Below are 26,081 nucleotides of genomic sequence, written 5' to 3' on the forward strand. Positions count from 1 at the left end.
TGCTCGACGAGCTTGCAAAGGGTTTGGCCTGGCGCATGCGCTGAACCGTCCTGAAAGCGCCGGGAATCGGCGCCTGATCACATCTTCAATGTGAACGTATAGAGAACAAATTGCAAGTGACAGGATTGCGACATGTTGCGTCGCGTCATATTGCTTTGCGCATGCTCACAGCCGTGATCCGAGCCGCTGGCTCGCCCAAAGCACTCGCCGCGACCTTTTCTGTCCTGATCCCTGCCGTTGCGGACGGCTTTCTGGGCCATGCGGTTGTCGTCGATGCGATCGGCAGCAGCGATATCGAGCGGCTCGCCGACGCGACCGGCGCGAGCTATCTGCGGGCTGGAAGCGCCGATGGCTGGCACCTGGGCGGCGCACAGGCGCGCGGCGACTGGCTGATCCTGCTCGATGCCGGCGACGTGCCTCTGCCCCATTGGACGCAGGCCGTGGAACGCCATCTCATTCTGGCACCGGACGTGCCGGCGCTGATTCCGTTGCGTGGCGTCGCCGGTTCGCTGCGCGAGCGCGCTGCAGTCTCGTTTGGCGGCCGTCGGCTGCGCGCCGGCCTCGTCGTGCCCAAGGGGCTGGTGCTCGCGGGCAAGCTGGGCAGCGCCCCGCGCCGCCTCGCTATACGCCGCGAGCGCGCGGAGCCCTGAACGTCAGAGCTGGTTGGTCCGGAAGGTATCGCAGCTCTGCATCGAACCCGTCGTCAGCCCGGTGTTGAACCAGCGCGTGCGCTGTGCCGACGAGCCATGCGTGAAGGAGTCGGGCACGACCTGACCCTGAGACGCCCGCTGCAGGCGGTCATCGCCGATCGCGGCGGCCGTCTTCATAGCCTCCTCGACGTCGCCGGAGTCGATGCGTCCCATCGCCTGGACGTTATGGGCCCAGACGCCGGCAAAGCAGTCTGCCTGCAATTCGATCCTGACCGAGATCGCGTTCGCATCGCGCTCGGAGGAACGCTCGCGCAATTGATTCGCCTTGGGCAGGATGCCGATCAGGTTCTGGATGTGATGGCCGACCTCATGGGCGATGACATAGGCATAGGCGAAGTCGCCGCCGCCGCCGAGCTTGCGCTGCATCTCCTGGAAGAAGGACAGGTCGAGATAGACGCGCTTGTCGGGCGGGCAATAGAATGGCCCCATCGCGGCCTGCGCGGTGCCGCAGCCCGAGCGGTCGACGCCTGAGAACAGCACCAGGCGCGGTGCCTGGTAGCGCGTATTCGCCTGCTGCGGCAGAACCTTGGTCCAGACGTCCTCGTTCTGGGCCAGCACGGCCGAGACGAAGCGGCCCATCTCGTCCGAAGGCGGACCTGCTGATTTGCGCGTCTCCTGCGTCGGAGGGCTGCGTCCGCCGATGCCGCCGATCATCTCGGCACCGCCAATCAGGATGCGCGGATCGATGCCCAGCGCCCAGCCGACAAGGCCGAGCATCACCATGGTGCCGATGCCGAGCCCGCCACGACCACCGGGCATGCCGGCAAAGGTGCCGCCCCCGCCGCCACGCCGGTCCTCGACATTCTCGGACTGACGATAATCTTCCCACTTCATGGCTCAGCCCCTCGAACGCGTCCGCGCAATCTCGTGGACAGACGGCGAGAACTCAAGCCGTCATTCCAAGAGAAGGTAATACACGAGACCGAGGACGGTTCCGGCGCAGCTAGTGATAGCCGCTATCGGCCCTGACCTTGCCCCTGAAGGTCCAGTACACGAAGGCGGTGTAGAACAGGATCATCGGCAGCAGGAAGCTGACCCCGATCAGCACGAAGACATGCGACGATGGCGCCGCCGCAACGTCCCAGATCGTGAGGCTCGGCGGGACGAGGAAGGGGTAGTTCGAGATCGCCAGCCCGAGGAAGCAGAGCACGAAGATCGCGATGGTGAAGGCGAAGGGCGTGAACTCGTGCTGACCGTGCAGCCGCTTCCACACCATGTAGCCGCAATAGGCGGTGAGCAGCGGGAACGGCCAGAGCAGCATCATGTTGGACGGGGTGAACCAACGCTCCGCGATGCGCGGGTGAGCATAGGGCGTCCAGAGCGAGACGAGGACGGCGAAGGCCATCAGCCCGAGCAGCAGCATCTTGGCTTGGCCGCGGGCGCGCTCGGCGACCTTGCCGTCGGTCTTGTAGACGAGCCATGTCGCGCCCAGCAGCGCATAGCCGACGACCACGCCGACGCCGCACATCACGGTGAAGGGCGTCAGCCAGTCGAAGGGGCCGCCCGCGAATTCCCGATTCACGACGGTGATGCCCTCGATCATGCCGCCGAGGATGAGACCCTGCGAGAAGGCGGCAACGGTGGAGCCGAGCCAGAAGGCGAGATCCCAGACCTGATGCTTCGGCTTGGCGACCCAGCGGAATTCGAAGGCGACGCCGCGGAAGATCAGGGCCAGCAGCATCAGGATCACCGGGATATAGAAGGCCGGCATGATGATGGCATAGGCCGTCGGGAATGCGACCCACAGGCCGCCGCCGCCCAGCACCAGCCAGGTTTCATTGCCGTCCCAGAACGGCGCGACCGAATTCATCATCTGGTCGCGCTCGCCCTCGTCCTTGGTCGTGGGGAACAGGATGGCAATGCCGAGGTCGAAACCGTCGAGGATGACATAGAGCAGGACGGCGATGCCGATGAGCCCGGCCCAGATTACGGGGAGATACCATTCCATCTGATCTCTCCTCAGTTCGCCGGTTGGATCTTGTCGTCGCCGGGATGACCGTCGCCGAAGATTTGGGAGGCCGGCCCCTGAGCCGCCTTGAGCGGGCGCCGGGATGGCTGTTCCGGCGGGTCATCCGCGCTGATCTCGTCGGGCCCCTTGTCGATCAGCCGGTTGATCAGGGCGATGCCGGCCGCAAAGACGACGGAGTAGACGCAGAAGAAGAGGGCGAGCGAGATCGCAACCTGCGTCGTCGTCACCGGAGAAACCGCGTCGACCGAGCGGATCACCCCAGTCGCCAGCCAGGGCTGGCGGCCGACCTCGGTGACGAACCAGCCCGACAGGATGGCGATGAAGCCGAGCGGCCAGGTATATTGCGCCACCCAGAGCCAGCGCCGCGACTCGAAGACCGTGCCCCGCCGCCAGAGCCATGCGCCGAGCCATCCGAATGCGATCATGCAGACGCCGATGCCGACCATGATGCGGAAGCCGAAGAAGGGAATTTTCACCGGCGGCCGGTCCTGGACGGCGAAATCGTTCAGGCTCGGGAACAGCGCATCCATGCTGCCATGGGTCAGCAGGCTCGCGACGCCGGGAATCGAGATTTCGAAGCGATTGACGCCGGCGACCTCGTCGGGCCAGGCGAACAGCACCAGCGGGGCGGGCTTCGACGAGTCCCAATGCGCCTCGATGGCAGCGAGCTTGGCCGGCTGGTATTTCGCCGTCTGCTTGCCGTGGAAGTCGCCGATCAGGGCCTGCGCCGGGGCGGTGATGGAAATCATCAGGATCGCCATGCGCACCATCGTCTTGGCCGATTCCGTGCGGTGCCCGACCATCAGATGGCGCGCGCCGGTCGCCAGCACCACGAAGGCGGTGGTGAGATAGGCCGCGGTCATCATATGCGCGAAGCGCAAGGGGAAGGTCGGGTTGAAGACGATCTGCAGCCAGTCGACCGGGTAGGCGATGCCGTCGCGAACCTCATGGCCCGCCGGATACTGCATCCAGCTGTTGGCCGAGAGGATCCAGAAGCCCGACAGCGCCGTGCCGCCGGCGACGATGAAGGCCGAGAGGCAGTGCAGCCAGGGCGGCACGCGCTTCCAGCCAAACAGCATCACGCCGAGGAAGGAGGCCTCCAGGAAGAAGGCGGTCAGCACCTCATAGCCGATCAAGGGGCCGATGACATTGCCGACGGCAACCGAGAAGCGGCTCCAGTTCGTGCCGAACTGGTAGGAGAGCACGATGCCCGAGACCACGCCCATCGCGAAGGAGACGGCGAAGATCTTGGTCCAGAAGCGCGCCAGCAGATGGAATTTCTGGTCGCCGGTCCTGATCCACAGGGCCAGCAGCGTCGCGATATAGGCCGAAAGGCCGATCGTGAAGGCTGGAAAGACGATGTGAAAGGAAATGGTGAAGGCGAACTGGATGCGCGATAGCAGAAAGGCGTCGATGATCATCGCAAGGCTCCGTCCGGCTTCACCGCGAGAGCGGCTGGGACGACACTGCCCTGTCAGCAGCATCGCTGCATATGATCTACGTCAAAACCGGTGCGCTCACCTTCTGCTGGCAATGTCGCAGGCGGTCATGTGTTCTCCTCGAGCGCCGATTTCAGCGCCCGCATATCGCGCCAGGCCAGGCGTTTCTGCAGCGGCTGGCGCAGCAGATAGGCCGGGTGCAGCGTGGCAAGCGCGCGGATTCGCCGCGTGCCGGTATCATACTCCACCCATTTGCCGCGCGAGGCCAGAATGCCCGTTAGCCCCAGCAACCCTTGAGCCGAGGGGCCGCCGACGCAAACGAGGATGTCGGGATCGGCCAATTCGATCTGGCGCTGGATGAAGGGGAGGCAGATCGCGACCTCCTGCGGCGTCGGCGTGCGGTTTCCCGGCGGCCGCCATGGCAGAAGATTGGCGATATAGACGTGTTCCTTGCGGCTGAGGCCGATCGACGCGAGCATCCGGTCGAGCAACTGGCCGGAGCGACCGACGAAGGGCAGGCCGAGCCGGTCCTCGTCGGCGCCCGGCGCCTCGCCGACCAGCATCACGCGTCCCGCCGGGTTGCCGTCAGAGAAGACGAGGTTTTTCGCCGTGGCCTTGAGCGCGCAGCCTTCGAAGCGCCCGAGCGCCTCCTTCAGCGCCTCCAGATTCAATGCTTCCTGCGCCAGAGCCTTTGCGCTGATCGCCGCATCGTCGGGCGCGGTGGCCGCCGCCGGCATCGGCCGCGTTGCCGAAACCGCCCTGCCTGACGACGGAACCGCGCGTAGCGCGGGCGATCGCATCGCGGCATTGGTCTGGGGCAACGGATCGGCGAAATGGTTGTGCGGCGTCTCGTCCAGCGCCTCGGTGATGCCCATTTCGGCATACCAGGTCACGAGTTCAGTGGGATCGAGGGAGACGGACAAGCTCATGGCCGTCAGCCTATCACGTCTGAAGGGCTCTTCGCGAGCCGCTGCGGTTGCAAATTGGAACGCGCGCTTGGATAGAGGGTTTCCAGACTGACGCACCGTGCGCGATTGAGCGCATGGAAAATATGGTTCATATATAAACTAAACAGGTTTGAGGCCGGTTGGGGCCTTCGGAGGGCGGGATGGATCTCAAGGAAGCGCAGAGCGAACCACGCGAGAGCATGGATTATGACGTCGTCATCGTCGGCGCCGGTCCTGCCGGCCTCGCGGCGGCGATTCGCCTGAAGCAGCTGGACGAGACCATCTCCGTCGTCGTGGTCGAGAAGGGAGCCGAGATCGGCGCCCATATCCTTTCGGGTGCGGTCATCGACCCCATCGGCCTCGACAAGCTCCTCCCGGACTGGCGCCAGGACGATGCCCGCCCGCTGACGACCGAGGTCAGCGAGGACGTATTCTACTTCCTGACCGAGCCCAACGGCATCCGCCTGCCGAATTTCGGCATGCCGAAGCTGATGAACAATCACGGCAATTTCGTCGGCTCGCTCGGGCTGGTCGCCCGTTACCTTGGCGCCCGTGCCGAGGCGCTGGGCGTCGAGATCTATCCGGGCTTTGCGGCAGCCGAACTGCTCTTCGACGATAATGGCGCGGTCCTGGGCGTCGCGACCGGCGATATGGGCATCGCCAAGGACGGCACGGTCTCCGAGCGCTTCACCCGCGGCATGGAATTGCGCGGCCGCTACACGCTGCTGGGCGAGGGCGCACGCGGCTCGCTCTCGAAGATCGCGATGCGGAAGTTCGGTCTGGACAAGGACCGCGAGCCGCAGAAATACGGCATCGGCCTGAAGGAGATCTGGCAGGTCAAGCCGGAGAAGTTCCACAAGGGCCGGGTGCAGCACTCCTTCGGCTGGCCGCTTCAGAACGGCACCGGCGGCGGCTCTTTCCTGTACCATTTCGACGATAACCTCGTCACCGTCGGCTTCGTCGTGCACCTGAATTACGACAACCCGACGCTCTCGCCCTTCGACGAGTTCCAGCGCTTCAAGACCCACCCGCTGATCCGCGATCTCTTCGACGGGGCCAAGCGCCTCTCCTATGGCTCGCGCGCGATCACCGAGGGCGGCTGGCAGTCGGTGCCGAAGCTCACCTTCCCGGGCGGCGCGCTGATCGGATGTTCGGCAGGCTTCGTCAACGTGCCGCGCATCAAGGGCAGCCACAACGCCATCCTGTCGGGCATGCAGGCGGCCGAGCATCTCGTGCCTGCGCTGGCCGCCGGCCGTTCGCATGACGAGGTCATCGAGATCGAGCAGGGTTGGCGCGATTCCGAGATCGGGCGCGACCTCAAGCCGGTTCGCAACGTCAAGCCGCTCTGGTCGAAATACGGCACCTTGCTTGGGATCGGCCTTGGCGGCATCGACATGTGGCTGAACCAGCTCTTCGGCTGGTCGCCTTTCGGCACGCTCAAGCATGGCAAGCCGGACTATGCGACGCTGAAGCCGCTCAGCGAGGTCAAGCCGATCTCTTATCCGAAGCCCGATGGAAAGATTTCCTTCGACAAGCTGTCATCGGTCTTCCTGTCCTCGACCAATCACGAGGAAGACCAGCCGGCCCATCTGAAGCTGCTCGACCCCTCGATCCCGATCGCGAAGAACCTGCCTCTCTATGGTGAGCCGGCGCGGCTCTATTGCCCGGCGGGGGTCTATGAGGTCGTCTACAAGGATGCCGAGGCGAAAACCGAGCCGCGCTTCGTGATCAACGCGCAAAATTGCGTGCACTGCAAGACATGCGACATCAAGGACCCCGCCCAGAACATCAACTGGACGGTTCCCGAAGGTGGCGGCGGGCCCGGCTACTCGAATATGTGATCGGGTTGCGGCATCGGAACTGTTGCCATTTCAACGAAAAAGGCGCGCCGTGAGCATGGCGCGCCTTTGTTGTTTTCGACCGTTAGGTCGGGGTCAGCCCTTGCGGATGACAGTCGGGGCCGGCTTCTCCGGCTGGGCGCAGCCAGCAGCAAAACCCGCCAGCATGAAGACGGCGGCAACGCTGAGAACGATCTTTTTCATTTGAATGATCCTAGACGAATCGTCGCGACACGTGCGAGCGAAATAAGCCTAGTCCCGAAAGCTTGACGAATAGAGAATGATTGCTTGCGAACGCCGCGTTTTGGCGTGCTTTTCAGCGAGTGTTGCAGCGCCGCTACGCAGGCGCGGCATTCGCGTTGGGGGCGGCTTGCCGGCCTGCCTGGAAACGGCCATCTTGACGGCATACGCGAAGCGGTCACGGTCGCGCTGAAGGACCACGCCCCCCGCGACAGTCGAGGCGGCGGACCGAAGGAGAATGGCAGTCGTGACATTTCTGAATAAGGTCCGTGGCCCGGGCGCGGCGGCCGCTCTGGCATTGCTATTGGCCTTGCCGGTCGGAGCAGCCGCTGCGCAGGGAGCGACCCCCGTCCGCACGACCGACCAGCTTGAGCCGGCCGAGAGCCTGGAAGGCAATTATCTGGCAGCGATCGTTGCCGGGGCCGGGCGCGATCTCGGCGCGGCATCGATCTATCTGCGTGAGGCCATCAAGGGCGATCCGCAGAACAACGACCTGCTGGAGCGGGCCTTTGTCGCCTTCCTGGCCGATGGCGCGATGCCCGACGCGTTTCGCGCCGCCGACAAGCTGATCCAGCGCGATCCCAGCAACGGTCTGGCGCAGCTCGCGATCGGCATCCGCGCGATCAAGCAGAAGAGCTACCAGACCGCGCGCAACCATCTGCAGCGTGGCGGCAGGGGGCGCGCTGCCGACATCACCGCGACGCTGCTCTCGGCCTGGTCCTATCTCGGCTCCGGCCAGTCGACACGGGCGATCGAAACGCTGGAGCGCCTGAAGGGCGAAACCTCCTACAATCTCTTCCGCGATTATCACGCGGGGCTGATCCTCGATGCGGCCGGCCGCAAGGCCGACGCCGAGAAGCGGCTGAAGAGCGCATATGACGCCGAGAAGACGACCTTGCGCCTTGTCGATCTCTGGGCCCGTTTCCAGGCTCGCAGCGGCGATCTCGACGGCGCGTTGAAGACCTATGGCCATTTCGATCGCCTGCTTCCGAATCATCCGATCATCCGGGACGGGATGACGCGCATTGCCGCCAAGGAGGCCCCGGCACGGCAGATCTCGACGGCGCAGCAGGGCGCGGCCGAAGTGCTCTACGGGCTCGCCAGCGCCGGAAACCGCCAGGGCGACGAGGCCGCGGCGCTGCTTTATCTGCGTCTGGCCATCTATCTCGATCCCTCCCACGACCTCGCCATCCTGACGCTCGGCGACATCCTGGAGCGTGCCCGGCAGCCGGAGGATGCGGTTGCGGTCTATGACAAGATGCCGGCATCCTCGCCGCTGCGCCCCAATGCCGAGATCCAGGCCGGTCTCGCGCTTGAAAACCTCGGCAGGTCCGAGGAGGCGGTGAAGCATCTCCAGAAGCTGATTGCGGAGCGGCCCGACGATGTCGATGCCCTGTCGGCGCTGGGCAATATCTATCGCTCCCGCAAGCTTTTCGCCGATGCCGCCGACACCTACGACAAGGCCATCTCCAAGATTGCCTCGCCGGGGCGCGCGAACTGGGACCTGTTCTATTTCCGTGGTATCGCCCGCGAGCGCACCAAGCGCTGGCCCGAGGCCGAGGCGGATTTGCGCAAGGCGCTCGAACTCCTGCCCGAGCCGCTCGGCCGCGAGCGGGCGCTGGTGCTGAACTATCTCGGCTACTCGCTGGTCGATCAGCATCTCAAGCTCGACGAGGCGCTCGACATGCTGCGCCGGGCTGTCGAACTCCGCCCTCGCGACGGCTACATCACCGATTCGCTCGGCTGGGCCTTCTATCGGCTCGGGCGTTATGACGATGCGGCGCGCGAGCTGGAGCGCGCCATGGAGTTGCGCCCCTCCGATCCGGTGATCAACGACCATCTCGGCGATGTCTACTGGAAGACCGGGCGCCAGCTGGAGGCGAAGTTCCAGTGGAACCACGCCCGCGATCTCAGCCCCGAGCCCGAGGATCTGGCGAAGATCCAGCGCAAGATCGAGCGTGGGCTCGACGAGCCGCCATCCGCCAATGCGGCAGAGCCCGGCAAGGACGAGTCCAAGAAGGACGGCGGCTGAGACCTGGTGTTTGAGGTCTGGCGTTTGAGGACTGGCGTCTGACGCCATTGCTGCGAGCATGACGTGCCTTCGACGCTGACGACGCGCGCCCGCGCCAAGGTCAATCTGAACCTCCGGGTGATCGGCCGGCGCGCCGACGGCTATCACGAGCTCGAAAGCCTCGTCGCTTTCGCCAGCGTTGGTGACACGCTGACGCTTGAGCCGGCGCCGGAGCTGTCGCTGACCATCAGCGGCCCGTGCGGCAATGGCTTACCGGTCGATGGCGACAATCTCGTCCTGCGCGCCGCACGCGCGCTTTCTGGCGAACTCGGCGCATTGCGCTGGGGCCGTTTTCATCTCGTCAAGCGCTTGCCGGTGGCCTCGGGCATCGGTGGCGGTTCGGCCGATGCGGCCGGTGCGCTGCGCCTGCTGGCGCGCCTGAATGGATTGCAGCCGACCATGCCGGCTTTGCTCGATGTCGCGGCCAAGGTCGGTGCCGACGTGCCGGTCTGTCTCGAATCGCGGGCGCGGCTGATGATGGGTATCGGTGAGTGCCTGGGGCCGCCCTTGCGCCTGCCGCCGCTTTTCGCCGTTCTGGTCAATCCCGGCGTGCCCGTCGAGACGGTCGCGGTGTTCCGGAAGCTGGGTCTTCAGGCGGGACAGGCTCTTTCCTCGTCCCGCACGCTGCCGGAGACGAATAGCGAGACAGCCCAAGACCTGATCGCCGTACTCTCACGATCCGGCAATGATCTCGAAGGCCCGGCGCGAGCGGTGGCACCGATCCTCGATACTGTTCTGCCGACGCTCGCCGGGCTGCCGGGATGCAGGCTCGCCCGCATGTCAGGATCGGGCGCGACCTGCTTTGCCCTGTTCGACGATTGCCGCGCCAGCGCCGACGCCGCCAAGTCCCTGCAGCGGTCCCATCCGGGCTGGTGGGTGACGCCGACGCTGCTGCGCTAGCCGCCGGCCGCGCGCCTCAATGCGCCCGCGCGACGCAGAAATCGACGGTCTCGTTCAGCGCCTGCTTCATCGGCGAGGCCGGGAATAGGCCCAGCGCATCCTTGGCCATCTTGGCATAGTGCTCGGCCCGCTCGATCGTGTCGTCGAGTGCACGATGGCGGCGCATGATGCCTTGAGCCTCTTCAAAGTCGCCATCCTTGATCTCACCGTCTTGAAGTGTGCGCCGCCAGAAGGCGCGCTCACTGTCGCTGCCGCGCCGGAAGGAGAGCACGACCGGCAAGGTGATCTTGCCCTCGCGGAAATCGTCGCCGGTATTCTTGCCGAGCTTGGAGGCGACGCCGCCATAGTCCAGCGCATCGTCGATGAGCTGGAAGGCGATGCCGAGATTGAGGCCGTAGCTGCGGCAGGCCGCGGCATCGGCCTTGGACGAATTGGCGATGACGGGGCCGACTTCGCAGGCCGCCGCGAAGAGTTCCGCCGTCTTGCCGCGAATCACGGCGAGATATTCGTCCTCGGTGGTCTCGGTGTTCTTGGCGACGGACAGCTGCAGCACCTCGCCCTCGGCGATGACGGCGGCTGCTGTTGAGAGAATGTCGAGTGCGCGCAGCGAACCGACCTCGACCATCATCTTGAAGGCCTGGCCCAGCAGGAAATCGCCGACGAGCACGCTCGCCTCGTTGCCCCAAAGCATGCGGGCGGCGAGCTTGCCACGGCGCATGTCGCTCTGGTCGACGACATCGTCATGCAGCAGCGTCGCCGTGTGCATGAACTCGACGGAGGCCGCGAGCTTGACGTGGCCTTCGCCGCTATAGCCGCACAGCGCAGCGGTCGCGAGCGTCAGCATCGGTCGCAGCCGCTTGCCGCCCGATGAGATCAGATGGTTGGCAACCTCGGGAATCATGGTGACGTCCGAGCCGGTGCGCGACAGGATCATCGCGTTGACGCGCTCCATGTCGCTACGGGTCAGGTCGACCAGGGTTTCGATGCGGGCCTGGCCCACTTCCTTGTCTTCGAACGGTACGACGACGCCCACTTGATACACTCCGGCCAGCTTCCGCATTACGCGGCGCGGTGACTGTTGCCCTCTCACAACCGTGGCATGGGCGGCAAGCCCCCGCAATTGCACCCTGACGCCGCACCCGGTTTTCACCGGAAAACCGGCGGGGACTTGCGCACAGGCCTGCGCTTGCGCTCCATGCACCGATGCATGAGCTCATCCGCACCAACGACATCGTTTTGCTCGGGGCCATCGAGGCCCTGCTGGCGTCTGCGAATCTCGATTGCCTGATCGCCGACCAGCATATCAGCGCGCTCGAGGGCATGATCGGCGTGTTCCCGCGCCGCCTGCTGGTTCGCGATGCCGATCGCATGCGGGCCCGCGCGCTGCTCGTCGAGGCTGGCTACGGCGCCGAATTGCGCGATGCTTGATGCCGGGGCGACATCCGCGCTCGGCGAGATTGTCACGGACCGGCTGCTCGACGGGCGCCTGATCGTGCGCCAGCCCAAAAAGGGCCATCGTGCCGGCAGCGATGCGATTCTGCTGGCGGCGGCCTTGCCCGAACTGGGCGAGGGACCCTTGCTCGATATCGGCGCCGGTGTCGGCACGATCGGGCTTGCTGCCGCACTGGCGCAGCCCGCCCTGCGGGTGACGCTGGTCGAGCGGGATCCCGATCTCGCGGCGCTGGCTCTTGAGAATGCCGCGCTCAACCAGCTCTCGGAGCGCGTCGATGTGGTCGCCGCCGACATCGCCGCGTCCGTTGCCGTCCTGTCGGCAGCAGGGCTGCGCCCGGCCAGCTTTGCCTGCGTCGCGATGAACCCGCCCTTCTATGCGGCGGCGGAAACCAGGGCCTCGCCGGTGCCGAACCGGCGCGCCGCCCATGTCGTCGAGGGTTCGCTGGCGCCCTGGTTCAAGACGGCCCGGCGCGTCCTGCGTCCCGGTGGGCAGATCGCGATCATCCACCGCGCGGAGGCGCTGGCGGAGCTTCTGGCAGGGCTGGCAACCGGTTTCGGCGGCATTTCCATCCGGCCTATCCATGCGCTGGCGGACCGGCCCGCCATTCGCGTCGTTGTGACGGCTGTCCTGAACAGCAGAAAGCCGGCAGAGCTGCTGCCGGCTTTCGTTCTCAATGGGCCTGACGGCCGCCTCACTGAAATCAGCGATGCGGTTCATCGTGGGCGCACGACGCTGCGCTGACGGCCGCGCCCGACGTGGCGATTACCAATGGCGATTACCAGTAGTAGCGCGGTCCGTAGAAGGGACGCGGACCATAGAAGCGCGGCGGTCCATAATAGCGCCGCGGGCCATAGTAGCGCGGCCCGTAATAGCGCGGCGGACCATAGTAACGGCGCGGGCCGTAATAGCGGCGCGGACCGTAATAGTACTGCGCCTGCTGCACCATGTCGCCCGAGGGCTGTGCCAGCTGCCCGGCGGCGATCGGCGCAGCCGAGGCTGGCGCTGCAGCGAGAGAAACGCCGCCAAGTGTCGCGGCTGTTGCGAAAGCGAGAAGCATTTTGCGGAACATGAGATCCTCCTCAATGTGGCGCCGGCGGCCCATGCCGCACGATCGACCGTCGTTCCTGAGTGGAAGACTAGGCTCCCGAACCTGAACGGCACGAAACCGCGCCGTTCAGCTTGTCGTCAGATTGCGGCGTCATCTCGGCAGGCCTTGTCGCGGTTAACCTTCTCAGCGGCAGACGCGCACGGGGCGAACGACCCAGCCGTAACCGGTCCAGACGCGTCGGTTGGTGTAGAAGCAGCGCGGGCGATAGACCGGCCGGCCATAATAGCGACGCGGACCGTAATAGCGGCGCGGGCCGTAATACTGGGCCTGCTGCACGAGATCGCCCTGCGACTGCGCCGTCTGAACAGTCCCCATCGAAACGGGTGCGGCAGAGGTCGGGGCGGCGGCGAAGGCCGCGACCGCCAGGGTGAGGGCGCCAAAGGTTGCGGCGGCGATGCGGGATGACAGCATATCGGTTCTCCTGGTCACTATGGACCGCCGATCCGGCTCAAGCGCTCGCCCCGAACGCCGCGAATCCACGGTTCAGGCGAACATTACCCGGCTCAGAATGAACGTAACCTGTCCGGAGCAGCGACAGCGCCATGCTTGACCTTGGCAGGCGCCACCCCCTAAGCACACGGCGATCCCCGGATAATCTGGAAGGCTCAAGCCTTGTCCGCTCCCGCCGAACTGCCCGATTCGCTGAACCCGACCCGCTCGTTCCAGGGCCTGCTGCTGACCTTGCAGCGGTTCTGGGCAGAACGCGGCTGCGTCATTCTCCAGCCCTATGACATGGAGGTCGGTGCCGGCACCTTCCATCCGGCGACGACGCTCCGGGCGCTTGGGCCAAAGCCCTGGAAAGCGGCCTATATCCAGCCCTCGCGCCGTCCCAAGGATGGCCGCTATGGCGAGAACCCCAACCGGCTCCAGCACTACTACCAGTTCCAGGTCATCCTGAAGCCGTCGCCGCCGGACCTGCAGCAGCTCTATCTCGACTCGCTGAAAGCCATCGGCGTTGACCTTGCCCTGCACGATGTCCGCTTCGTCGAGGACGATTGGGAAAGCCCGACGCTGGGTGCCTGGGGTCTTGGCTGGGAATGCTGGTGCGACGGCATGGAAGTCAGCCAGTTCACCTATTTCCAGCAGGTTGCGGGTGTCGAATGCGCGCCTGTCGCGGGTGAGCTGACCTACGGGTTGGAGCGTCTGGCGATGTATGTCCAGGGCGTCGAGAACGTCTACGACCTGAATTTCAACGGCCTCGATGGCGAGGACCGCATCTCATATGGCGACGTCTTCCTGCAGGCCGAGCAGGAGTTCTCGCGCCATAATTTCGAGCATGCCGACACGGCCATGCTGTTTCGCCATTTCGCGGATGCCGAGGGCGAGTGCAAGGCGCTGCTCGCGGCCGGCGAGGCCAGCGAAGGAGCCATTGATGCGCGCCACAGCCTGGCGCTGCCGGCCTATGACCAGTGCATCAAGGCGAGCCACATGTTCAACCTGCTCGATGCGCGCGGCGTGATTTCGGTCACCGAGCGCCAAAGCTACATCCTGCGCGTGCGCGAACTGTCCAAGGCCTGCGGCGCGGCCTGGCTGAAGACGGCCGGCGGGGGAGCCAACTGATGCCCGATCTCCTGCTCGAACTCTTCTCGGAAGAGATCCCCGCCCGCATGCAGCGCAAGGCGGCGGAAGACCTGAAGAAGCTCGTCACCGATGCGCTGGTCGAGCGTGGTCTGGTCTATGAGGGCGCGAAAGCCTTCGCCACGCCGCGCCGGCTGACATTGCACATTGCCGGCCTGCCCATTCGCGGCCGCGATGTCCGCGAGGAGCGCAAAGGCCCGCGCGTCGGTGCTCCCGACGCCGCCGTGCAGGGCTTCCTCAAGGCAGCCGGTCTGGCTTCGCTCGATCAGGCGACCATCGTCAGCGATCCGAAGAAGGGCGACAGCTACATCGCCGTCATCGAAAAACCCGGTCAGGAGACGGTTGCGGCTATAGCCGAGATCGTGCCCGCCGTGATCCGCAGCTTCCCCTGGCCGAAGTCGATGCGCTGGGGCAAGGCCTCGACTGCCGGCGCCAGCCTGCGCTGGGTGCGCCCGCTGCACTCGATCCTGTGCACCTTCGGCGCCGAGACCGAGGAACCGGAGGTCGTGCCTTTCGATGTCGACGGCATCATCTCCGGCAACACCACCTATGGCCACCGCTTCCATGCGCCGGGCGCGATCACGGTGCGGCGCTTCGATGACTACGTGTCGAGCCTGGAAAAGGCGAGGGTGGTGCTCGATGCCGACCGCCGCAAGGAGATCATCCTCACTGACGCCCGCAATCTCGCCTTCGCGCAGGGCCTCGACCTCGTCGAGGATGAGGGCCTGCTGGAGGAGGTCGCAGGGCTGGTCGAATGGCCGGTCGTGCTGATGGGATCCTTCGAGGAGCGCTTCCTGGAGATTCCCGCCGAAGCGATCCGCGCCACCATCCGCGCCAACCAGAAATGCTTCGTGCTGCGCGATCCCATGAGCGGCGCGCTCTCCAACCGCTTCATCCTGGTCTCGAACCTCGTCGCCAGCGACGGCGGCGTGGCGATCACCGCCGGGAATGGCCGCGTCGTGCGCGCGCGCCTCTCCGACGCAGCCTATTTCTTCGCGACCGACAAGGGCTCGCTGCCCGATCTCGACACCTTCAGGGAGAGCGCCGAAAAGCTCGAGCTCGATCTGTCGAAGCCGCTCGACCAGCGCATGGCCAAGCTCGACAAGCTCGGCGTCGTCTTCCATGCCAAGCTCGGCACGCAAGGCGAGCGCGTGCAGCGCATCGCCGCGCTGGCGCGCGAGCTCGCTGGTATAATTGGCAAGGACTTGCCAGACGCCGAGCGGGCCGAGCTGGTAAAGAACGCCGAACGCGCGGCAAAACTTGCCAAGGCCGACCTTCCTACCGAGATGGTCGGCGAATTCCCTGAATTGCAGGGGCTGATGGGGCGCAAATACGCCGAGCTTCAGGGCGAACATCCGTCTGTCGCCGCAGCGATCGAGGAGCATTACAAGCCAATGGGGCCGTCGGACCGCGTGCCGACTGATCCAGTTTCGGTGGCCGTGGCGCTCGCCGACAAGCTCGATACGCTCGTCGGTTTCTGGGCGATCGATGAGAAACCGACCGGGAGCAAAGATCCTTATGCGCTGAGGCGGGCGGCGCTGGGGGTGATCCGGTTGGTAGTTGAGAATGGGGTGCGGTTGCCGTTGTTTGACACTGGTATTGCTGCGCTTAAGCCAGTGCTCGGCACGATGTACTACACCAATAAAATGGCTTCGTTGGGAGCGGTCGAGGCTTTGAGCGGCCTTGGAGTACAGGACGATATCATTGAAGACGCAGCCACGCGCTTTGGTGGAAGCGTAAAAGCGGTAGATATCTTTGAGGATATAGTTCCCGGGTACGAAGCTTGGGCTGACGAGAAAATTGGAGACCTCCTCTCCTTCTTCCACGACCGCCTAAAAGTCATGCTCCGCGATCAGGGGGCGCGACACGACCTCGTCGATGCAGTTCTCGCAGGCTCCCCTTCTCCCCTCGCGGGAGAAGGTGGCGCGGCGCGCAGCGTCGTGACGGATGAGGGGGCGCGCGACGCTGCCAGTGCTGGCGCTCTTCATACGCAAGCCGGGGAGGGCACGGCGCCCCCTCATCCGTCTGCTGCGCAGACACCTTCTCCCGCGAGGGGAGAAGGGCAGCCCTCCGACGACCTTCTCCTCATCACCCGCCGCGTCGCGGCACTCTCGCGCTTCCTCGACACCGAGGACGGAAAAAGCCTGCTCGCCGGCTACAAGCGCGCGGCCAATATCCTCAGGGCTGAGGAGAAGAAGGACGGCGAGGGCGCTTTTGCCGGGGCCGCCGATCTCCAGCTCATCGCCGATGCCGGGCTGATCGAGGAGAAGGCGCTCGCGGTGGCTCTGGCCAGCGCCACACCGGCCGCGGAAGCCGCGGTTGTCAGGGAAGATTATGAGGGCGCCATGACTGCGCTCGCCGAATTGCGCCCGGCGGTCGATGCCTTCTTCGATCAGGTCACGGTCAACGATCCCGATCCGGCGCTCCGGGCCAACCGCCTGCGCCTCCTCAACCAGCTCCGCGAGGCGACGCGCGCAGTGGCCGATTTCGGGCGAATCGCCGGCTGAACCCTATGCCGCGAAAAGCGCGGGGAACCCTCTCCCGGAGGGAGAGGGCAGGGTGAGGGGTAAGGCCGTTTGTCGTGAGAGCCGCGACCCGACCGCGCGCAATTCCATCACGCGACTGGTCGAGGGGCCGACACCTCACCCCCGCCCCTCTCCTTACAGGAGAGGGGTTCCCCGCGCCTTTGCCGGCAAGGCATCGTGCCACCGCAACGGAACCAATTCCCACCCTGCGACGTTCTGTCAGCGGAGCTTGGCGCTGCGAATGCGTTGCGGGTGCAGGTTCCGGGGGGCCGGCTCTCGGCCGAGATAAAGGATTTAAATCATGGGTCTTCTGATTTCCCTTCTCATTACCGTTCTCGTCATTGGTCTCGTGCTTTATCTCGTCCGCATGCTGCCGCTCGACGCGCAGATCAAGAACATCGTGCAGATCATCGTCATCGTCATCGGCATCATCTCGCTGCTGCGTTATCTCGCCGTGTTCTGAGCGCGCTCGATCGTCTAGCGCCTGCCGTAACGGAATATCTGCTGGCCGATTGACGCCGCTCTCGCATTAAGTCACATTTTGACAGGTCCAGAGGGCCCCGGACGACCATCGTCCCGGGGCCCTTTCCTATTTGCAGGGCGAACCCGCGATGACCCAGCAGAACCGCACGACGCATATCCGCCTGACCTCCCATCCCGAACCGGGCAACGCGGCCACGCGCTTCCCGATCCGATGGGGCGCGGACAGCATCGCCGAGCGCGGACCGGTCATCGCCTCGACCACCAGCCCCGGGGACCGCAACGTCATCGGGGCCCATGGCGGCTCCTATTCGGTCTACCGGGCGCTCGCGGTCTCCGCCCGCGCGATGAACCCGTCGCAGCGCCCCGACCTGACCAACACCTATCCGACAGCCGAGATCGCGCCGCAGCCGCAATGGTCCGCGCCCGGCAGGATCGTCTCGCTCGACCCCTTCGGACACCGTGTCGCGCAGGATTTCGGGCAGCTGATCGGCGAGGGCGTCGATATCCGCCCGACCATCGCCATCACCAAGGCCCGGCTCAACCTGCCGGAGATCCTGGCGGCGATGGGTGCGCACAGGCTCGCGGCGGATGATCACATCCTGCATAAATCGGGCGATATCAGCGTCACCAAGATCGCGATCGACCCGGTCTGGCACCTGCCGGGCATCGCCGAGCGCTTCGGCACGAGCGAGCACGAACTGCGCCGCACGCTGTTCGAGCAGACCGGCGGCATGTATCCGGAACTGGTGACGCGGCCTGATCTGCGCGTCTTCCTGCCGCCGATCGGCTCGATCACGGCCTATATCGTCGGCGATGTCCAGGCGATCACGGACCCCAAGCGCCGGGTCGCCTGCCGCGTCCATGACGAGTGCAACGGCTCGGACGTCTTCGGTTCGGACATCTGCACCTGCCGGCCTTATCTCGTGCACGGCATCGAGGAGGCCGTGAAGGAGGCGCAAGGCGGCGGGGTCGGCGTCATCGTCTACAACCGCAAGGAGGGCCGGGCGCTCGGCGAGGTCACGAAGTTCCTCGTCTACAACGCCCGCAAGCGCCAGGAGGGCGGCGATTCGGCCGCGACCTATTTCGAGCGCACCGAATGCGTGGCCGGCGTCCAGGATGCGCGCTTCCAGCAGCTGATGCCGGACGTGCTGCACTGGCTCGGTATCACCCGGATCGACCGGCTGATGTCGATGTCGAACATGAAATACGACGCCATGGTCGAAAGCGGCATCGAGATCGGCGAACGCGTCGCGATCCCGCCCGAACTGGTGCCGCCCGATGCCTCGGTCGAGATCGAGGCCAAGAAGGCGGCCGGCTACTATTCCCCCGAGGGTGCGCCCGGCGACAACGCGCTGAAGGCGACTGTCGGCCGCGACCTCGATAAATTCTGAACCCGCGAGCCGATATGCCAGATCGTGATCCAGAGGCGTTTCGCCTGTTGCTCAAGCCTGCCGCCGTCCGCGAGCGGGCGCAGGAAATGCTCAGGCTCGGCATTGCAGGCGAGCTCCTGCATTTCGCAGTGCATCCGGAGCAGATGGAAGGCTGCGCCGCCTATGTGCTGGATACCATCAAGGTGAACTACCCGACGCTCGACATCCCCTTCCACGCGCGCTGGCGCCATTTCGTAGCGGCGGGAATCGATCGCTGGAGCGTGCTGGATCTCGGCGCCAATTTCCATGATGCCGGCGCGCGTGGCCGGGCCGCTTATGATCTCGCGATCGTCAGCGTGCTCCTTGACGCCGGCGCCGGCCCCGATTGGCGCTACCACGATACCGCCTCGAGCACCTCGATCGGCCGTTCCGAGGGGTTGGCTCTGGCCTCGCTCGACATGTTCGGTGCGGGCCTGTTCTCGAGCGACCCGAAGCAGCCGCTGCGTGCCGACGCCACGGCGCTGAAGCGCCTCGATGCAGCTGCGCTGGCGGAAGGCTTCCAGACCGGTCCATCGAACCCGCTGCTGGCGCTGGAAGGCCGCGCTGCCTTGCTCAACCGGCTTGGCGAGGAGCTTGAGCGCCATGGTTTGGAGCGTCCCGGTGACCTGTTCGACCGGTTCGTCGGCGTAGCCGAGACCGGCACGATCCGGGCCGGCCACATGCTGGCGGAGGTTCTGGCGCGCTTTGGTGGCATTTGGCCGTCGCGGTTGACGCTTGCCGGCGTGGCCCTGGGCGATACCTGGCGTCACCCGCTGATAGCGCCGGGCAGCGCGACCGAGGGGCTCGTGCCCTTTCACAAGCTCTCGCAATGGCTGACCTATTCGCTGATCGAGCCGCTGCAATGGGCGGGCATCACCGTGCTCGATATCGACGACCTCACCGGCCTGCCCGAATACCGCAATGGCGGCCTCTTTCTCGACTGCGGCGTGTTGGCGCTGAAGGACGAAGCCGATCGTCAGCGCGCTCACGAGGTCGGCTCACCGCTGGTCGTCGAGTGGCGAGCCTTGACCGTGGCGCTGCTCGACGAAATCGGTGCGTCGATCCGGGGGAGTCTTGGATACAGCCGGGATGAATTGCCCCTCGCCAAAGTGCTGGAGGGCGGCACCTGGGCGGCCGGGCGCCGGATCGCACGCGAAAAACGCGTGGATGGCGGCCCGCCCTTGACCATCATCAGCGATGGCACGGTATTCTGAATTGGAAACACCCTCAGCCCTCATCCTTCGAGACGCGCCTGCCGCGCTCCTCAGGATGAAGGCTGAAGTGGCAAAGAGGGGCTTGCAGGAATGACCACCATCCAGGACGGCGTCACCGTCGTCGATCACCCGCTGGTGCGGCACAAGCTGACATTGATGCGCGAGAAGGACCGCTCGACCAAGAGCTTCCGCCAGCTGCTCAACGAAATCGGCATGCTGCTCTGCTACGAGGTCACGCGCGACCTGCCGATCGAGATGATCGAGATCGAGACGCCGCTGACCAAATCGATGCAGCCGATCATCGCCGGCAAGAAGATGGTCTTTGCGCCGATCCTGCGGGCCGGCGTCGGCTTTCTCGACGGCATGCTGGAACTGGTTCCCGCCGCCCGTGTCGCCCATATCGGGCTCTATCGCGATCCCGACACGCTGCAGGCGGTGGAATACTACTTCAAGGCGCCCTCGGACGTCGCCGACCGCATGATCGTCGTGATGGACCCGATGCTGGCAACGGCCAATTCAGCGGTGGCCGCGATCGACCGGCTGAAGGAGCGCGGCGCGAAGGACCTGCGCTTCGTCTGTCTGCTGGCGGCACCGGAAGGCATCGCACGCCTGCGCGCCGCCCACCCTGATGTCCTGATCTGGACGGCGGCGATCGACGAATGCCTCAACGACCACGGCTATATCGTGCCGGGCCTGGGCGACGCGGGCGACCGCATGTTCGGCACGCGCTGAACCATAGACGGCCCGCGCCGTTTGCCGACGCGGGCCTTCCAAGGTTCCTCATTCAATGGATGCCGTCAGTCGATGATTTCGACCACGCGACGGGTGCGCGGCTCGATGATCACGGGCTCGTCGTTCACGACCGTGTACCGGTAGCCTTGTGCACCGTATTGCGCCGGTACCGCGCGATAGACGACGCCGCGCGCCGGCAGCACGGTGCCGACCTGGACGGGCTGACCATACTGATACGAGTGGACGCGCTGGCCCATCACATAGGTCCGAAAGCCCTGCTCGTCGCTGATCATCGTCCCGCCCGCCGGATCTCGCGTGAGAGTCGGATAGAACATTTCCGTCCCGACCAGAGCGGGATCGCGCGTGACGCCGCCCGTAGGATCGCGAATCAGGGGACCCGCGGTCTGCGCGAAGGCGGTGACGGGAAGGGCAGTCAGAACTGCAGCGAGTAAGATCCGCTTCATCATGGTTGATCTCCGATATGCCCAGCCTCACCCGAAAAAACGCCGGTGCTACGCCGAGGTTCCGGACGGCGTGATCACCAAAAGGTGAGGCCCGCCCCGTCGCCGGGCCGGGCCGGGCCTCGCTTTATTCACGGGCCTCGCTTTATTCAAAAGTCCCGCGTCGGTTATTCGATGACCTGAATCACACGGCGGCTCTGCGGCTCGACGATGACAGGGCGATCATTCACCACCGTGTAGCTGTAACTCGAAGCGGACGGGCCGTATTCGGCCGGCAGGCGATGGTAGACGACGCCTTCCGACGGCAGCACCGTGCCGACCGTTACGGGCTCGGCATAGGTGTAGGACGGCACGCGCTGCTCGACGACATACTGGCGGAAACGCGGGGTCTGGTCGCCGATGATGGCGCCGACGACGGCACCGCCTACGCCGCCGACGACAGCGCCGACAGGACCGCCGACGATCGCGCCGCCGACAGCGCCGCTGGCGGCGCCGCTAGCTGCGCCACCAGCCGCACCCTGCGGGTTCTGCTGTGCGAAAGCCGTGGCCGGCAGGATGGCGATGGCGGCAACGAGGGCAAGTTTCTTGATCATGGTCGTTCTCCTTCCAAGAGACGTTGGGAGGAAAACGAGCAAGCGCCGATCTGGTTCCTGCGGGGGGCGTCACGAGATGTGACTAATCGTTACCCAAGCGGGAAAAATTCCTGCAACATCAACGCCTCAGCCCGTTCACTCTGATCCGCCGCCCTGCTCTTGTCGCTTCTGGAGCGTGCCGGCTTCACTCGGAAATACGCAGCATGCTCTAACGCCGGTGGACGAAGTCCGGTTTTGAGCTGGTATCTTGAGGAACGTCACAAAAAAAGGCGGGCTGAGCGGCCCGCCGTTTGAAGGTCGTGTCGGGCCGGTTACTTCGGCGCGGCCGACAGGGCCGGGCTGAGCTTGTCGGCGTCGCGCTTGATCAGCGCGGCGAAACCGGCCGGCGTCCGCTCTTCGGCGGTGGGCAGAACGGTGCCGAGATCGAGCAGACGCTTCTTGGTGCCCTCGTCATTCAACGCCTTGTTGAGTGCGTCGACCAGCCTGTCGACGGCTTCCTTCGGCATGCCCTTGGGGCCGGCAATGCCGTTCCAGGCCTCGATCTGATATTCGGGCAGTCCGGCTTCGGTGGTCGTCGGCACGTCCGGCAGGGCCGGCGAGCGCTGCGCCGAGGCGACGGCATAGGCCTTGATGGTGCCGGCCTTCACCTGCTCGGCGACGCTGACGATCTGGTCGCACATGAAGTCGATCTGGCCGGAGACAAGATCGTTCAGCGCCGGGCCCGTGCCGCGATAGGCGACGGCATTGAGCTTGGGAACGCCAAGCTGGCCCTTCAGAAGCGTGCATGTCGTCCACGACACCGAGCCGAGGCCGGCATGGGCTTCGTTGACCTTGTCGGCATTGGCCTTCACATAGGCCACGAACTCCTTGAGATCCTTCGGCTCCAGGTTCTTGCGCGCGACGATCAGGATCGGCGTGCCGCCGGCCAGGCCGATGGTCTGCATACCGTTGATCGGGTCGTATTTCAGACCCGGATAGGTCGCAGGCGCGGCCGAGAAGGTGCCGAGATGGCCCATCGCGATGGTGTAGCCGTCAGGCGCTGCGGTCACCGCGCGGGTGATGCCCGTGGTGCCGCCGGCGCCGGCGACGTTTTCGATCACGAGCTGCTGGCCCAGCGTCTTCGACATATGGTCGCCGACGATGCGCGCGATGATGTCGGTCGGTCCGCCGGCCGCGAACGGCACGATCATGGTGATCGGCCGCGTCGGATAGGCCTGGGCCTGGGCGCCGCCGGCAAGCGCCAGCGTCATGGCGGCCGCAAGGCCGATGGCAAGCTTCTTCATTGGTAGTTCTCCCTAGGATTTGCTTTGGAATGAGACTGGGGCAGTGCGATTGACGCTACAACCCCGTCATTCGGTGAAGACCTCGTCGCGCTTCTTGTTGATCGACGGCAACAGCGCGATCACGAGGATGGCGACGGCGACGACGAGCAGCCCGGCCGAGATCGGCCTCTCCAGGAAGGTCATGAACGACCCACGCGAGATGATCAGCGCCTGACGCAGCTTCTCTTCCATCAGCTTGCCGAGCACGAAGCCGAGCAGCATCGGCGCGGGTTCGAAGCCGAGCTTGATCAGGAGATAGCCGAACAGGCCGAACATCGCTGTAAAGGCAACATCGACCGGCTGGTTGTTCACCGAGTAGATGCCGATGCAGCAGAAGATCAGGATCGACGGGAACATCAGGCGGTAGGGAACCTGCAGCAGCTTCACCCAGACGCCGACCAGCGGCAGGTTGATGACCAGCAGCATCAGGTTGCCGATCCACATCGAGGCGATCATGCCCCAGAACAGTTCCGGGTTCTTGGTCATGACCTGCGGGCCGGGAATGATGCCGTGAATGGTCATGGCGCCGACCATCAGCGCCATCACGGCGTTGGGGGGAATGCCCAGCGTCAGCAGCGGGATGAAGGCGGTCTGCGCGCCGGCATTATTGGCCGATTCCGGCCCGGCAACGCCTTCGATCGCGCCCTTGCCGAAGCGGGACGGATCCTTGGCGAGCTTCTTCTCGAGCGTGTAGCTCGCGAAGGGGCCGAGCACCGCGCCATTGCCCGGCAGAATGCCGAGGATGCCGCCGAGCAAGGTGCCACGCAGCACGGGCTTGATCGACTGCTTGATGTCATCCCAGCCGGGCAGGAGCCGGCCGATCTTGGCGCGGACGACATCGCGCGTCTCGGTGTTCTCGAGATTGCGCAGCACTTCCGCAAAGCCGAACACGCCCATCGCCAGCACGGCGAAGTCGATGCCGTCGGCCAGAGGCGGAAAGCCCATGGTCATGCGTTCCTGGCCGGTCTCCAGATCGGTCCCGACCGTCGAGAGCAGCAGGCCCAGCATGATCATGCAGAAGGCCTTGAGGATCGAGCCGCGCGCCAGCACGACGGCAAAACAGAGACCCATCACCATCAGCGAGAAATATTCAGCCGGCCCGAACAGCAGGGCGAGCTTGGTCAGCGGCGCGCCGAGCGCGGCGATGAAGAGGGTGGCGACGCAGCCGGCGAAGAACGAGCCGAGCGCGGCGGTGCCCAGCGCAACGCCGGCCCGACCCTGCTTGGCCATCTGGTGGCCGTCCAGCGTGGTGACGACCGAGGTCGCCTCGCCGGGGATGTTGACGAGGATGGCCGTGGTGGAGCCACCATACTGAGCGCCGTAATAGATGCCGGCGAGCATGATGAGCGCGCCCACCGGATCGAGCCCGAAGGTGATCGGCAGCAGGATGGCGATGGTTGCGATGGGGCCGACGCCGGGCAGCACGCCGATCAGCGTGCCCACCAGACAGCCCGCAAAGCAGAGCGCAAGGTTCTGCAGCGACAGCGCGACGCCGAAGCCGAGGGAGAGATTGGAGAACATATCCATGGTGCTCAGATTCCCAACAGCCAGGGGGCGAGCGGAATTGGCAGCGACAGCGCGTATTTGAACAGCAGCGCGCAGGCCGTGCTCATGACGACCGCGAAGATCACGAGTTCCTTCGGCTTCAGATCGTCGGCTGCGAGCCCCGAAATCAGAATCACGAGCGGCCCGGCAACGGCGAGGCCAAGCTGCGGGACGTGGATCGGTCCAAGATCGAAGCCGCGAATGCACAAAGCGAAGACGCAGGCCGCGCCGAGCACGAAGAACACGCCGCGCCAGGACCAGCCCGACAGCTTCTCGCCGTGAAAGCGCAAGGAGGAGATGACGAGGAGCGCGCCGAGCGCCGCGCAGATCGCCGCGAAGGATTTGGGCAGCATGCCCGGCCCAAGCTGGCGCAGCGTGCCCATCGGCAGTTCATAGGACATCACGAAGGCAATGCCCGCGAGCAGGATCATGAACAGTCCTGCGGCCAGGTCCTGGGACGAGCGCACGCGTAGACCCTGCGCTCGTTCGATTTGGTTCAAACTCATCAGGCTCCTCCGACTGACTACCCGACGGCGCGGGCGGTCCGTTTCAGTTTCGTTGAGGGGACGGCGAACGGCAGGACATGGCGTTCGTCGATCAGGGTGACGCTTTCACGCAGGATCGCAAGAAAATCGTCGCGTGAAGCGAGCTTCTGGTGTGGACGCCAGGCGATGCCGACCAGGGCTCCCGGCGGTGGAGGGTCGAGCATCGCCCCGCGCAGGCGGCGCATCGTGACGCCGGGAAAGCTCAGCCGCGACACCCAGTCGGGTGCGAGCGCCATGCCAAGCCCCGCCGCTACGGCAGACATCATAGCTGGCTTCTCGGTGGCTTCGATGATGACGTTGGGCACGGCGCCGACGCTTTCGAAATACGACATGACAAGATCGTAGGCGAAGGGCCGGATGCGCTTGGAAGGCACGACGAAGGGCTCGCCGACGAGGTCGAGCATGGTCAAGTATTCGCGCGCGGCGAGCGGGTGCTGCTCGTTCAGCACCACGATCGGCCGTTCGACGCGCAAAACCTCGAAGGCGCAGTCGGTGGGCTTGCGGGGCGGGCGTGTCAGCGCGAGATCGAGCTTGCCGGCTTCCAGCATCTGGATCAGCGCGGCGGTCATCGCCTCGACGAATTTGATTTCGACGCCGGGATGGCGCTGGCGGAAACAGACGAGCGCTTCGGGGACGAAGCTCGACGAGGCCGCATCGATCGCGCCGACCCGCAGCACCTTGCCCGAAGCAAGCGATGCCTCACGCACGGCACGCGAGGCATGCTCCATCTTGACCAGGATGCCCTTGGCCTCTTCGAGCATGATGAGGCCGGCGCGGGTCATCGCGACCTGCCGCGTCGTGCGCGTGAACAGGCCTACGCCGAGTTCGTCCTCGAGCGCGCTGATCTGTCTGGACAAGGCTGGTGGTGCTACGCCGAGCCGCTCGGCCGCCCGGCCGAAGTGCAACTCTTCCGCCACCGCGATGAAGCACCGCAGTTGCCGAACATCCATGGTGGTCCCCTGTTCCCCTCTGGCGTATCGTTTTTTACGATATCTTCCA

25 protein-coding genes are annotated in these 26,081 nt (G+C 65.2%); 12 read left to right on the forward strand and 13 right to left on the reverse strand.

All coding sequences use genetic code 11. The annotated features are described in order from the left end of the window. Positions 1–161 precede the first annotated feature (161 nt). Entirely contained in the window at positions 162–650 is a 489-nt protein-coding gene (locus C4S73_RS03030; protein ID WP_103870958.1) for a glycosyltransferase family A protein, read from the forward strand. A gap of 3 nt (positions 651–653) precedes the next feature. Here the strand turns inward: C4S73_RS03030 and ypfJ are convergent, their stop codons facing one another. The 4 genes from ypfJ to C4S73_RS03050 form a co-directional block, all read right to left on the reverse strand. Further along, entirely contained in the window at positions 654–1,544 is an 891-nt protein-coding gene (gene ypfJ, locus C4S73_RS03035; protein WP_103870959.1) for a KPN_02809 family neutral zinc metallopeptidase, read from the reverse strand. A gap of 109 nt (positions 1,545–1,653) precedes the next feature. Then, the gene (gene cydB / locus C4S73_RS03040) at positions 1,654–2,658 is read right to left on the reverse strand and encodes a cytochrome d ubiquinol oxidase subunit II (RefSeq protein WP_103870960.1); all 1,005 of its coding nucleotides are present in this window, start codon (positions 2,656–2,658) and stop codon (positions 1,654–1,656) included. 11 nt (positions 2,659–2,669) lie between these two features. Beyond that, positions 2,670–4,100 (reverse strand): cytochrome ubiquinol oxidase subunit I, encoded by a 1,431-nt coding sequence (locus C4S73_RS03045; protein ID WP_103870961.1) that lies wholly within the window; start codon positions 4,098–4,100, stop codon positions 2,670–2,672. 125 nt (positions 4,101–4,225) lie between these two features. Then, positions 4,226–5,047, reverse strand: coding sequence for a uracil-DNA glycosylase (locus C4S73_RS03050; RefSeq protein WP_103870962.1), 822 nt, complete (start codon positions 5,045–5,047; stop codon positions 4,226–4,228). 179 nt (positions 5,048–5,226) lie between these two features. Here C4S73_RS03050 and C4S73_RS03055 point away from each other — a divergent pair, with 179 nt between their 5' ends. From C4S73_RS03055 to C4S73_RS03065, 3 genes are all read left to right on the forward strand, one after another. Further along, positions 5,227–6,906: an electron transfer flavoprotein-ubiquinone oxidoreductase gene (locus C4S73_RS03055; protein WP_244595408.1), complete on the forward strand. Its 1,680-nt coding sequence runs from the start codon at positions 5,227–5,229 to the stop codon at positions 6,904–6,906. A gap of 484 nt (positions 6,907–7,390) precedes the next feature. Then, positions 7,391–9,175 (forward strand): tetratricopeptide repeat protein, encoded by a 1,785-nt coding sequence (locus tag C4S73_RS03060; protein ID WP_244595409.1) that lies wholly within the window; start codon positions 7,391–7,393, stop codon positions 9,173–9,175. Between the two features lie 63 nt (positions 9,176–9,238). Beyond that, positions 9,239–10,114 (forward strand): 4-(cytidine 5'-diphospho)-2-C-methyl-D-erythritol kinase, encoded by an 876-nt coding sequence (locus C4S73_RS03065; protein WP_103870964.1) that lies wholly within the window; start codon positions 9,239–9,241, stop codon positions 10,112–10,114. 16 nt (positions 10,115–10,130) lie between these two features. Here the strand turns inward: C4S73_RS03065 and C4S73_RS03070 are convergent, their stop codons facing one another. Beyond that, on the reverse strand, positions 10,131–11,147 hold the full coding sequence (locus C4S73_RS03070; protein ID WP_103871265.1) for a polyprenyl synthetase family protein: 1,017 nt from the start codon (positions 11,145–11,147) through the stop codon (positions 10,131–10,133). Between the two features lie 170 nt (positions 11,148–11,317). Between C4S73_RS03070 and C4S73_RS03075 the strand changes: the two genes are divergently transcribed. Both C4S73_RS03075 and C4S73_RS03080 read left to right on the forward strand, forming a co-directional pair. Continuing rightward, positions 11,318–11,542 (forward strand): putative signal transducing protein, encoded by a 225-nt coding sequence (locus C4S73_RS03075; RefSeq protein WP_103870965.1) that lies wholly within the window; start codon positions 11,318–11,320, stop codon positions 11,540–11,542. Then, positions 11,535–12,308: a tRNA1(Val) (adenine(37)-N6)-methyltransferase gene (locus tag C4S73_RS03080; RefSeq protein ID WP_103870966.1), complete on the forward strand. Its 774-nt coding sequence runs from the start codon at positions 11,535–11,537 to the stop codon at positions 12,306–12,308. Before C4S73_RS03075 ends, C4S73_RS03080 begins: the two co-directional genes overlap by 8 nt. A 34-nt stretch (positions 12,309–12,342) precedes the next feature. Here the strand turns inward: C4S73_RS03080 and C4S73_RS03085 are convergent, their stop codons facing one another. Together C4S73_RS03085 and C4S73_RS03090 are read right to left on the reverse strand one after the other, a co-directional pair. Continuing rightward, on the reverse strand, positions 12,343–12,636 hold the full coding sequence (locus C4S73_RS03085; protein WP_103871266.1) for a hypothetical protein: 294 nt from the start codon (positions 12,634–12,636) through the stop codon (positions 12,343–12,345). Positions 12,637–12,798: 162 nt separating this feature from the next. Next, positions 12,799–13,086: a hypothetical protein gene (locus tag C4S73_RS03090; RefSeq protein ID WP_103870967.1), complete on the reverse strand. Its 288-nt coding sequence runs from the start codon at positions 13,084–13,086 to the stop codon at positions 12,799–12,801. A gap of 231 nt (positions 13,087–13,317) precedes the next feature. Between C4S73_RS03090 and C4S73_RS03095 the strand changes: the two genes are divergently transcribed. From C4S73_RS03095 to upp, 6 genes are all read left to right on the forward strand, one after another. Beyond that, entirely contained in the window at positions 13,318–14,235 is a 918-nt protein-coding gene (locus C4S73_RS03095; protein WP_103871267.1) for a glycine--tRNA ligase subunit alpha, read from the forward strand. Beyond that, the gene (gene glyS / locus C4S73_RS03100; protein ID WP_103870968.1) at positions 14,235–16,760 is read left to right on the forward strand and encodes a glycine--tRNA ligase subunit beta; all 2,526 of its coding nucleotides are present in this window, start codon (positions 14,235–14,237) and stop codon (positions 16,758–16,760) included. Before C4S73_RS03095 ends, glyS begins: the two co-directional genes overlap by 1 nt. Before the next feature lie 319 nt (positions 16,761–17,079). Beyond that, complete coding sequence (locus tag C4S73_RS28430) at positions 17,080–17,241, forward strand: Thivi_2564 family membrane protein (protein WP_200827905.1); 162 nt, start codon at positions 17,080–17,082, stop codon at positions 17,239–17,241. Positions 17,242–17,389: 148 nt separating this feature from the next. Next, the gene (locus C4S73_RS03105) at positions 17,390–18,652 is read left to right on the forward strand and encodes a GTP cyclohydrolase II (protein WP_103871268.1); all 1,263 of its coding nucleotides are present in this window, start codon (positions 17,390–17,392) and stop codon (positions 18,650–18,652) included. A gap of 14 nt (positions 18,653–18,666) precedes the next feature. Then, positions 18,667–19,884 (forward strand): URC4/urg3 family protein, encoded by a 1,218-nt coding sequence (locus C4S73_RS03110; RefSeq protein WP_103870969.1) that lies wholly within the window; start codon positions 18,667–18,669, stop codon positions 19,882–19,884. Between the two features lie 90 nt (positions 19,885–19,974). After that, complete coding sequence (upp, locus tag C4S73_RS03115) at positions 19,975–20,616, forward strand: uracil phosphoribosyltransferase (protein ID WP_103870970.1); 642 nt, start codon at positions 19,975–19,977, stop codon at positions 20,614–20,616. 65 nt (positions 20,617–20,681) lie between these two features. On the opposite strand, the gene C4S73_RS03120 is transcribed toward upp, so the two are convergent. From C4S73_RS03120 to C4S73_RS03145, 6 genes are all read right to left on the reverse strand, one after another. Continuing rightward, on the reverse strand, positions 20,682–21,083 hold the full coding sequence (locus tag C4S73_RS03120) for a DUF1236 domain-containing protein (protein WP_103870971.1): 402 nt from the start codon (positions 21,081–21,083) through the stop codon (positions 20,682–20,684). A 161-nt stretch (positions 21,084–21,244) separates the two neighbouring features. Continuing rightward, positions 21,245–21,670 (reverse strand): DUF1236 domain-containing protein, encoded by a 426-nt coding sequence (locus C4S73_RS03125; protein WP_103870972.1) that lies wholly within the window; start codon positions 21,668–21,670, stop codon positions 21,245–21,247. A 311-nt stretch (positions 21,671–21,981) separates the two neighbouring features. Then, entirely contained in the window at positions 21,982–22,953 is a 972-nt protein-coding gene (locus tag C4S73_RS03130) for a tripartite tricarboxylate transporter substrate-binding protein (RefSeq protein WP_103870973.1), read from the reverse strand. Positions 22,954–23,019: 66 nt separating this feature from the next. Continuing rightward, positions 23,020–24,519 carry a tripartite tricarboxylate transporter permease gene (locus tag C4S73_RS03135; RefSeq protein ID WP_103870974.1) on the reverse strand — a complete coding sequence of 500 codons (1,500 nt, stop codon included), beginning with the start codon at positions 24,517–24,519 and terminating at the stop codon, positions 23,020–23,022. A gap of 5 nt (positions 24,520–24,524) precedes the next feature. Continuing rightward, a complete protein-coding gene (locus tag C4S73_RS03140; protein WP_103870975.1) occupies positions 24,525–25,043 on the reverse strand; it encodes a tripartite tricarboxylate transporter TctB family protein in 519 nt (172 codons plus the stop codon). A gap of 17 nt (positions 25,044–25,060) precedes the next feature. Then, positions 25,061–26,032: a LysR family transcriptional regulator gene (locus C4S73_RS03145; RefSeq protein ID WP_103870976.1), complete on the reverse strand. Its 972-nt coding sequence runs from the start codon at positions 26,030–26,032 to the stop codon at positions 25,061–25,063. Between the last annotated feature and the right edge of the window lie 49 nt (positions 26,033–26,081).

This window comes from Allobosea lathyri (genome assembly GCF_900108245.1).
In the GTDB taxonomy this organism is placed as follows: domain Bacteria; phylum Pseudomonadota; class Alphaproteobacteria; order Rhizobiales; family Beijerinckiaceae; genus Allobosea; species Allobosea lathyri.

Coding starts and splice junctions, on each gene's coding strand:
- upp (WP_103870970.1), top strand. CDS start 19,975: ATGACCACCATCCAGGACGGCGTCACCGTCGTCGATCACCCGCTGGTG.
- C4S73_RS03075 (WP_103870965.1), top strand. CDS start 11,318: ATGCATGAGCTCATCCGCACCAACGACATCGTTTTGCTCGGGGCCATC.
- C4S73_RS03135 (WP_103870974.1), bottom strand. CDS start 24,519: ATGGATATGTTCTCCAATCTCTCCCTCGGCTTCGGCGTCGCGCTGTCG.
- C4S73_RS03090 (WP_103870967.1), bottom strand. CDS start 13,086: ATGCTGTCATCCCGCATCGCCGCCGCAACCTTTGGCGCCCTCACCCTG.
- glyS (WP_103870968.1), top strand. CDS start 14,235: ATGCCCGATCTCCTGCTCGAACTCTTCTCGGAAGAGATCCCCGCCCGC.
- C4S73_RS28430 (WP_200827905.1), top strand. CDS start 17,080: ATGGGTCTTCTGATTTCCCTTCTCATTACCGTTCTCGTCATTGGTCTC.
- C4S73_RS03080 (WP_103870966.1), top strand. CDS start 11,535: ATGCTTGATGCCGGGGCGACATCCGCGCTCGGCGAGATTGTCACGGAC.
- ypfJ (WP_103870959.1), bottom strand. CDS start 1,544: ATGAAGTGGGAAGATTATCGTCAGTCCGAGAATGTCGAGGACCGGCGT.
- C4S73_RS03030 (WP_103870958.1), top strand. CDS start 162: ATGCTCACAGCCGTGATCCGAGCCGCTGGCTCGCCCAAAGCACTCGCC.
- C4S73_RS03085 (WP_103871266.1), bottom strand. CDS start 12,636: ATGTTCCGCAAAATGCTTCTCGCTTTCGCAACAGCCGCGACACTTGGC.
- C4S73_RS03110 (WP_103870969.1), top strand. CDS start 18,667: ATGCCAGATCGTGATCCAGAGGCGTTTCGCCTGTTGCTCAAGCCTGCC.
- C4S73_RS03055 (WP_244595408.1), top strand. CDS start 5,227: ATGGATCTCAAGGAAGCGCAGAGCGAACCACGCGAGAGCATGGATTAT.
- C4S73_RS03050 (WP_103870962.1), bottom strand. CDS start 5,047: ATGAGCTTGTCCGTCTCCCTCGATCCCACTGAACTCGTGACCTGGTAT.
- C4S73_RS03145 (WP_103870976.1), bottom strand. CDS start 26,032: ATGGATGTTCGGCAACTGCGGTGCTTCATCGCGGTGGCGGAAGAGTTG.
- C4S73_RS03045 (WP_103870961.1), bottom strand. CDS start 4,100: ATGATCATCGACGCCTTTCTGCTATCGCGCATCCAGTTCGCCTTCACC.
- C4S73_RS03125 (WP_103870972.1), bottom strand. CDS start 21,670: ATGATCAAGAAACTTGCCCTCGTTGCCGCCATCGCCATCCTGCCGGCC.
- C4S73_RS03140 (WP_103870975.1), bottom strand. CDS start 25,043: ATGAGTTTGAACCAAATCGAACGAGCGCAGGGTCTACGCGTGCGCTCG.
- C4S73_RS03105 (WP_103871268.1), top strand. CDS start 17,390: ATGACCCAGCAGAACCGCACGACGCATATCCGCCTGACCTCCCATCCC.
- C4S73_RS03130 (WP_103870973.1), bottom strand. CDS start 22,953: ATGAAGAAGCTTGCCATCGGCCTTGCGGCCGCCATGACGCTGGCGCTT.
- cydB (WP_103870960.1), bottom strand. CDS start 2,658: ATGGAATGGTATCTCCCCGTAATCTGGGCCGGGCTCATCGGCATCGCC.
- C4S73_RS03120 (WP_103870971.1), bottom strand. CDS start 21,083: ATGATGAAGCGGATCTTACTCGCTGCAGTTCTGACTGCCCTTCCCGTC.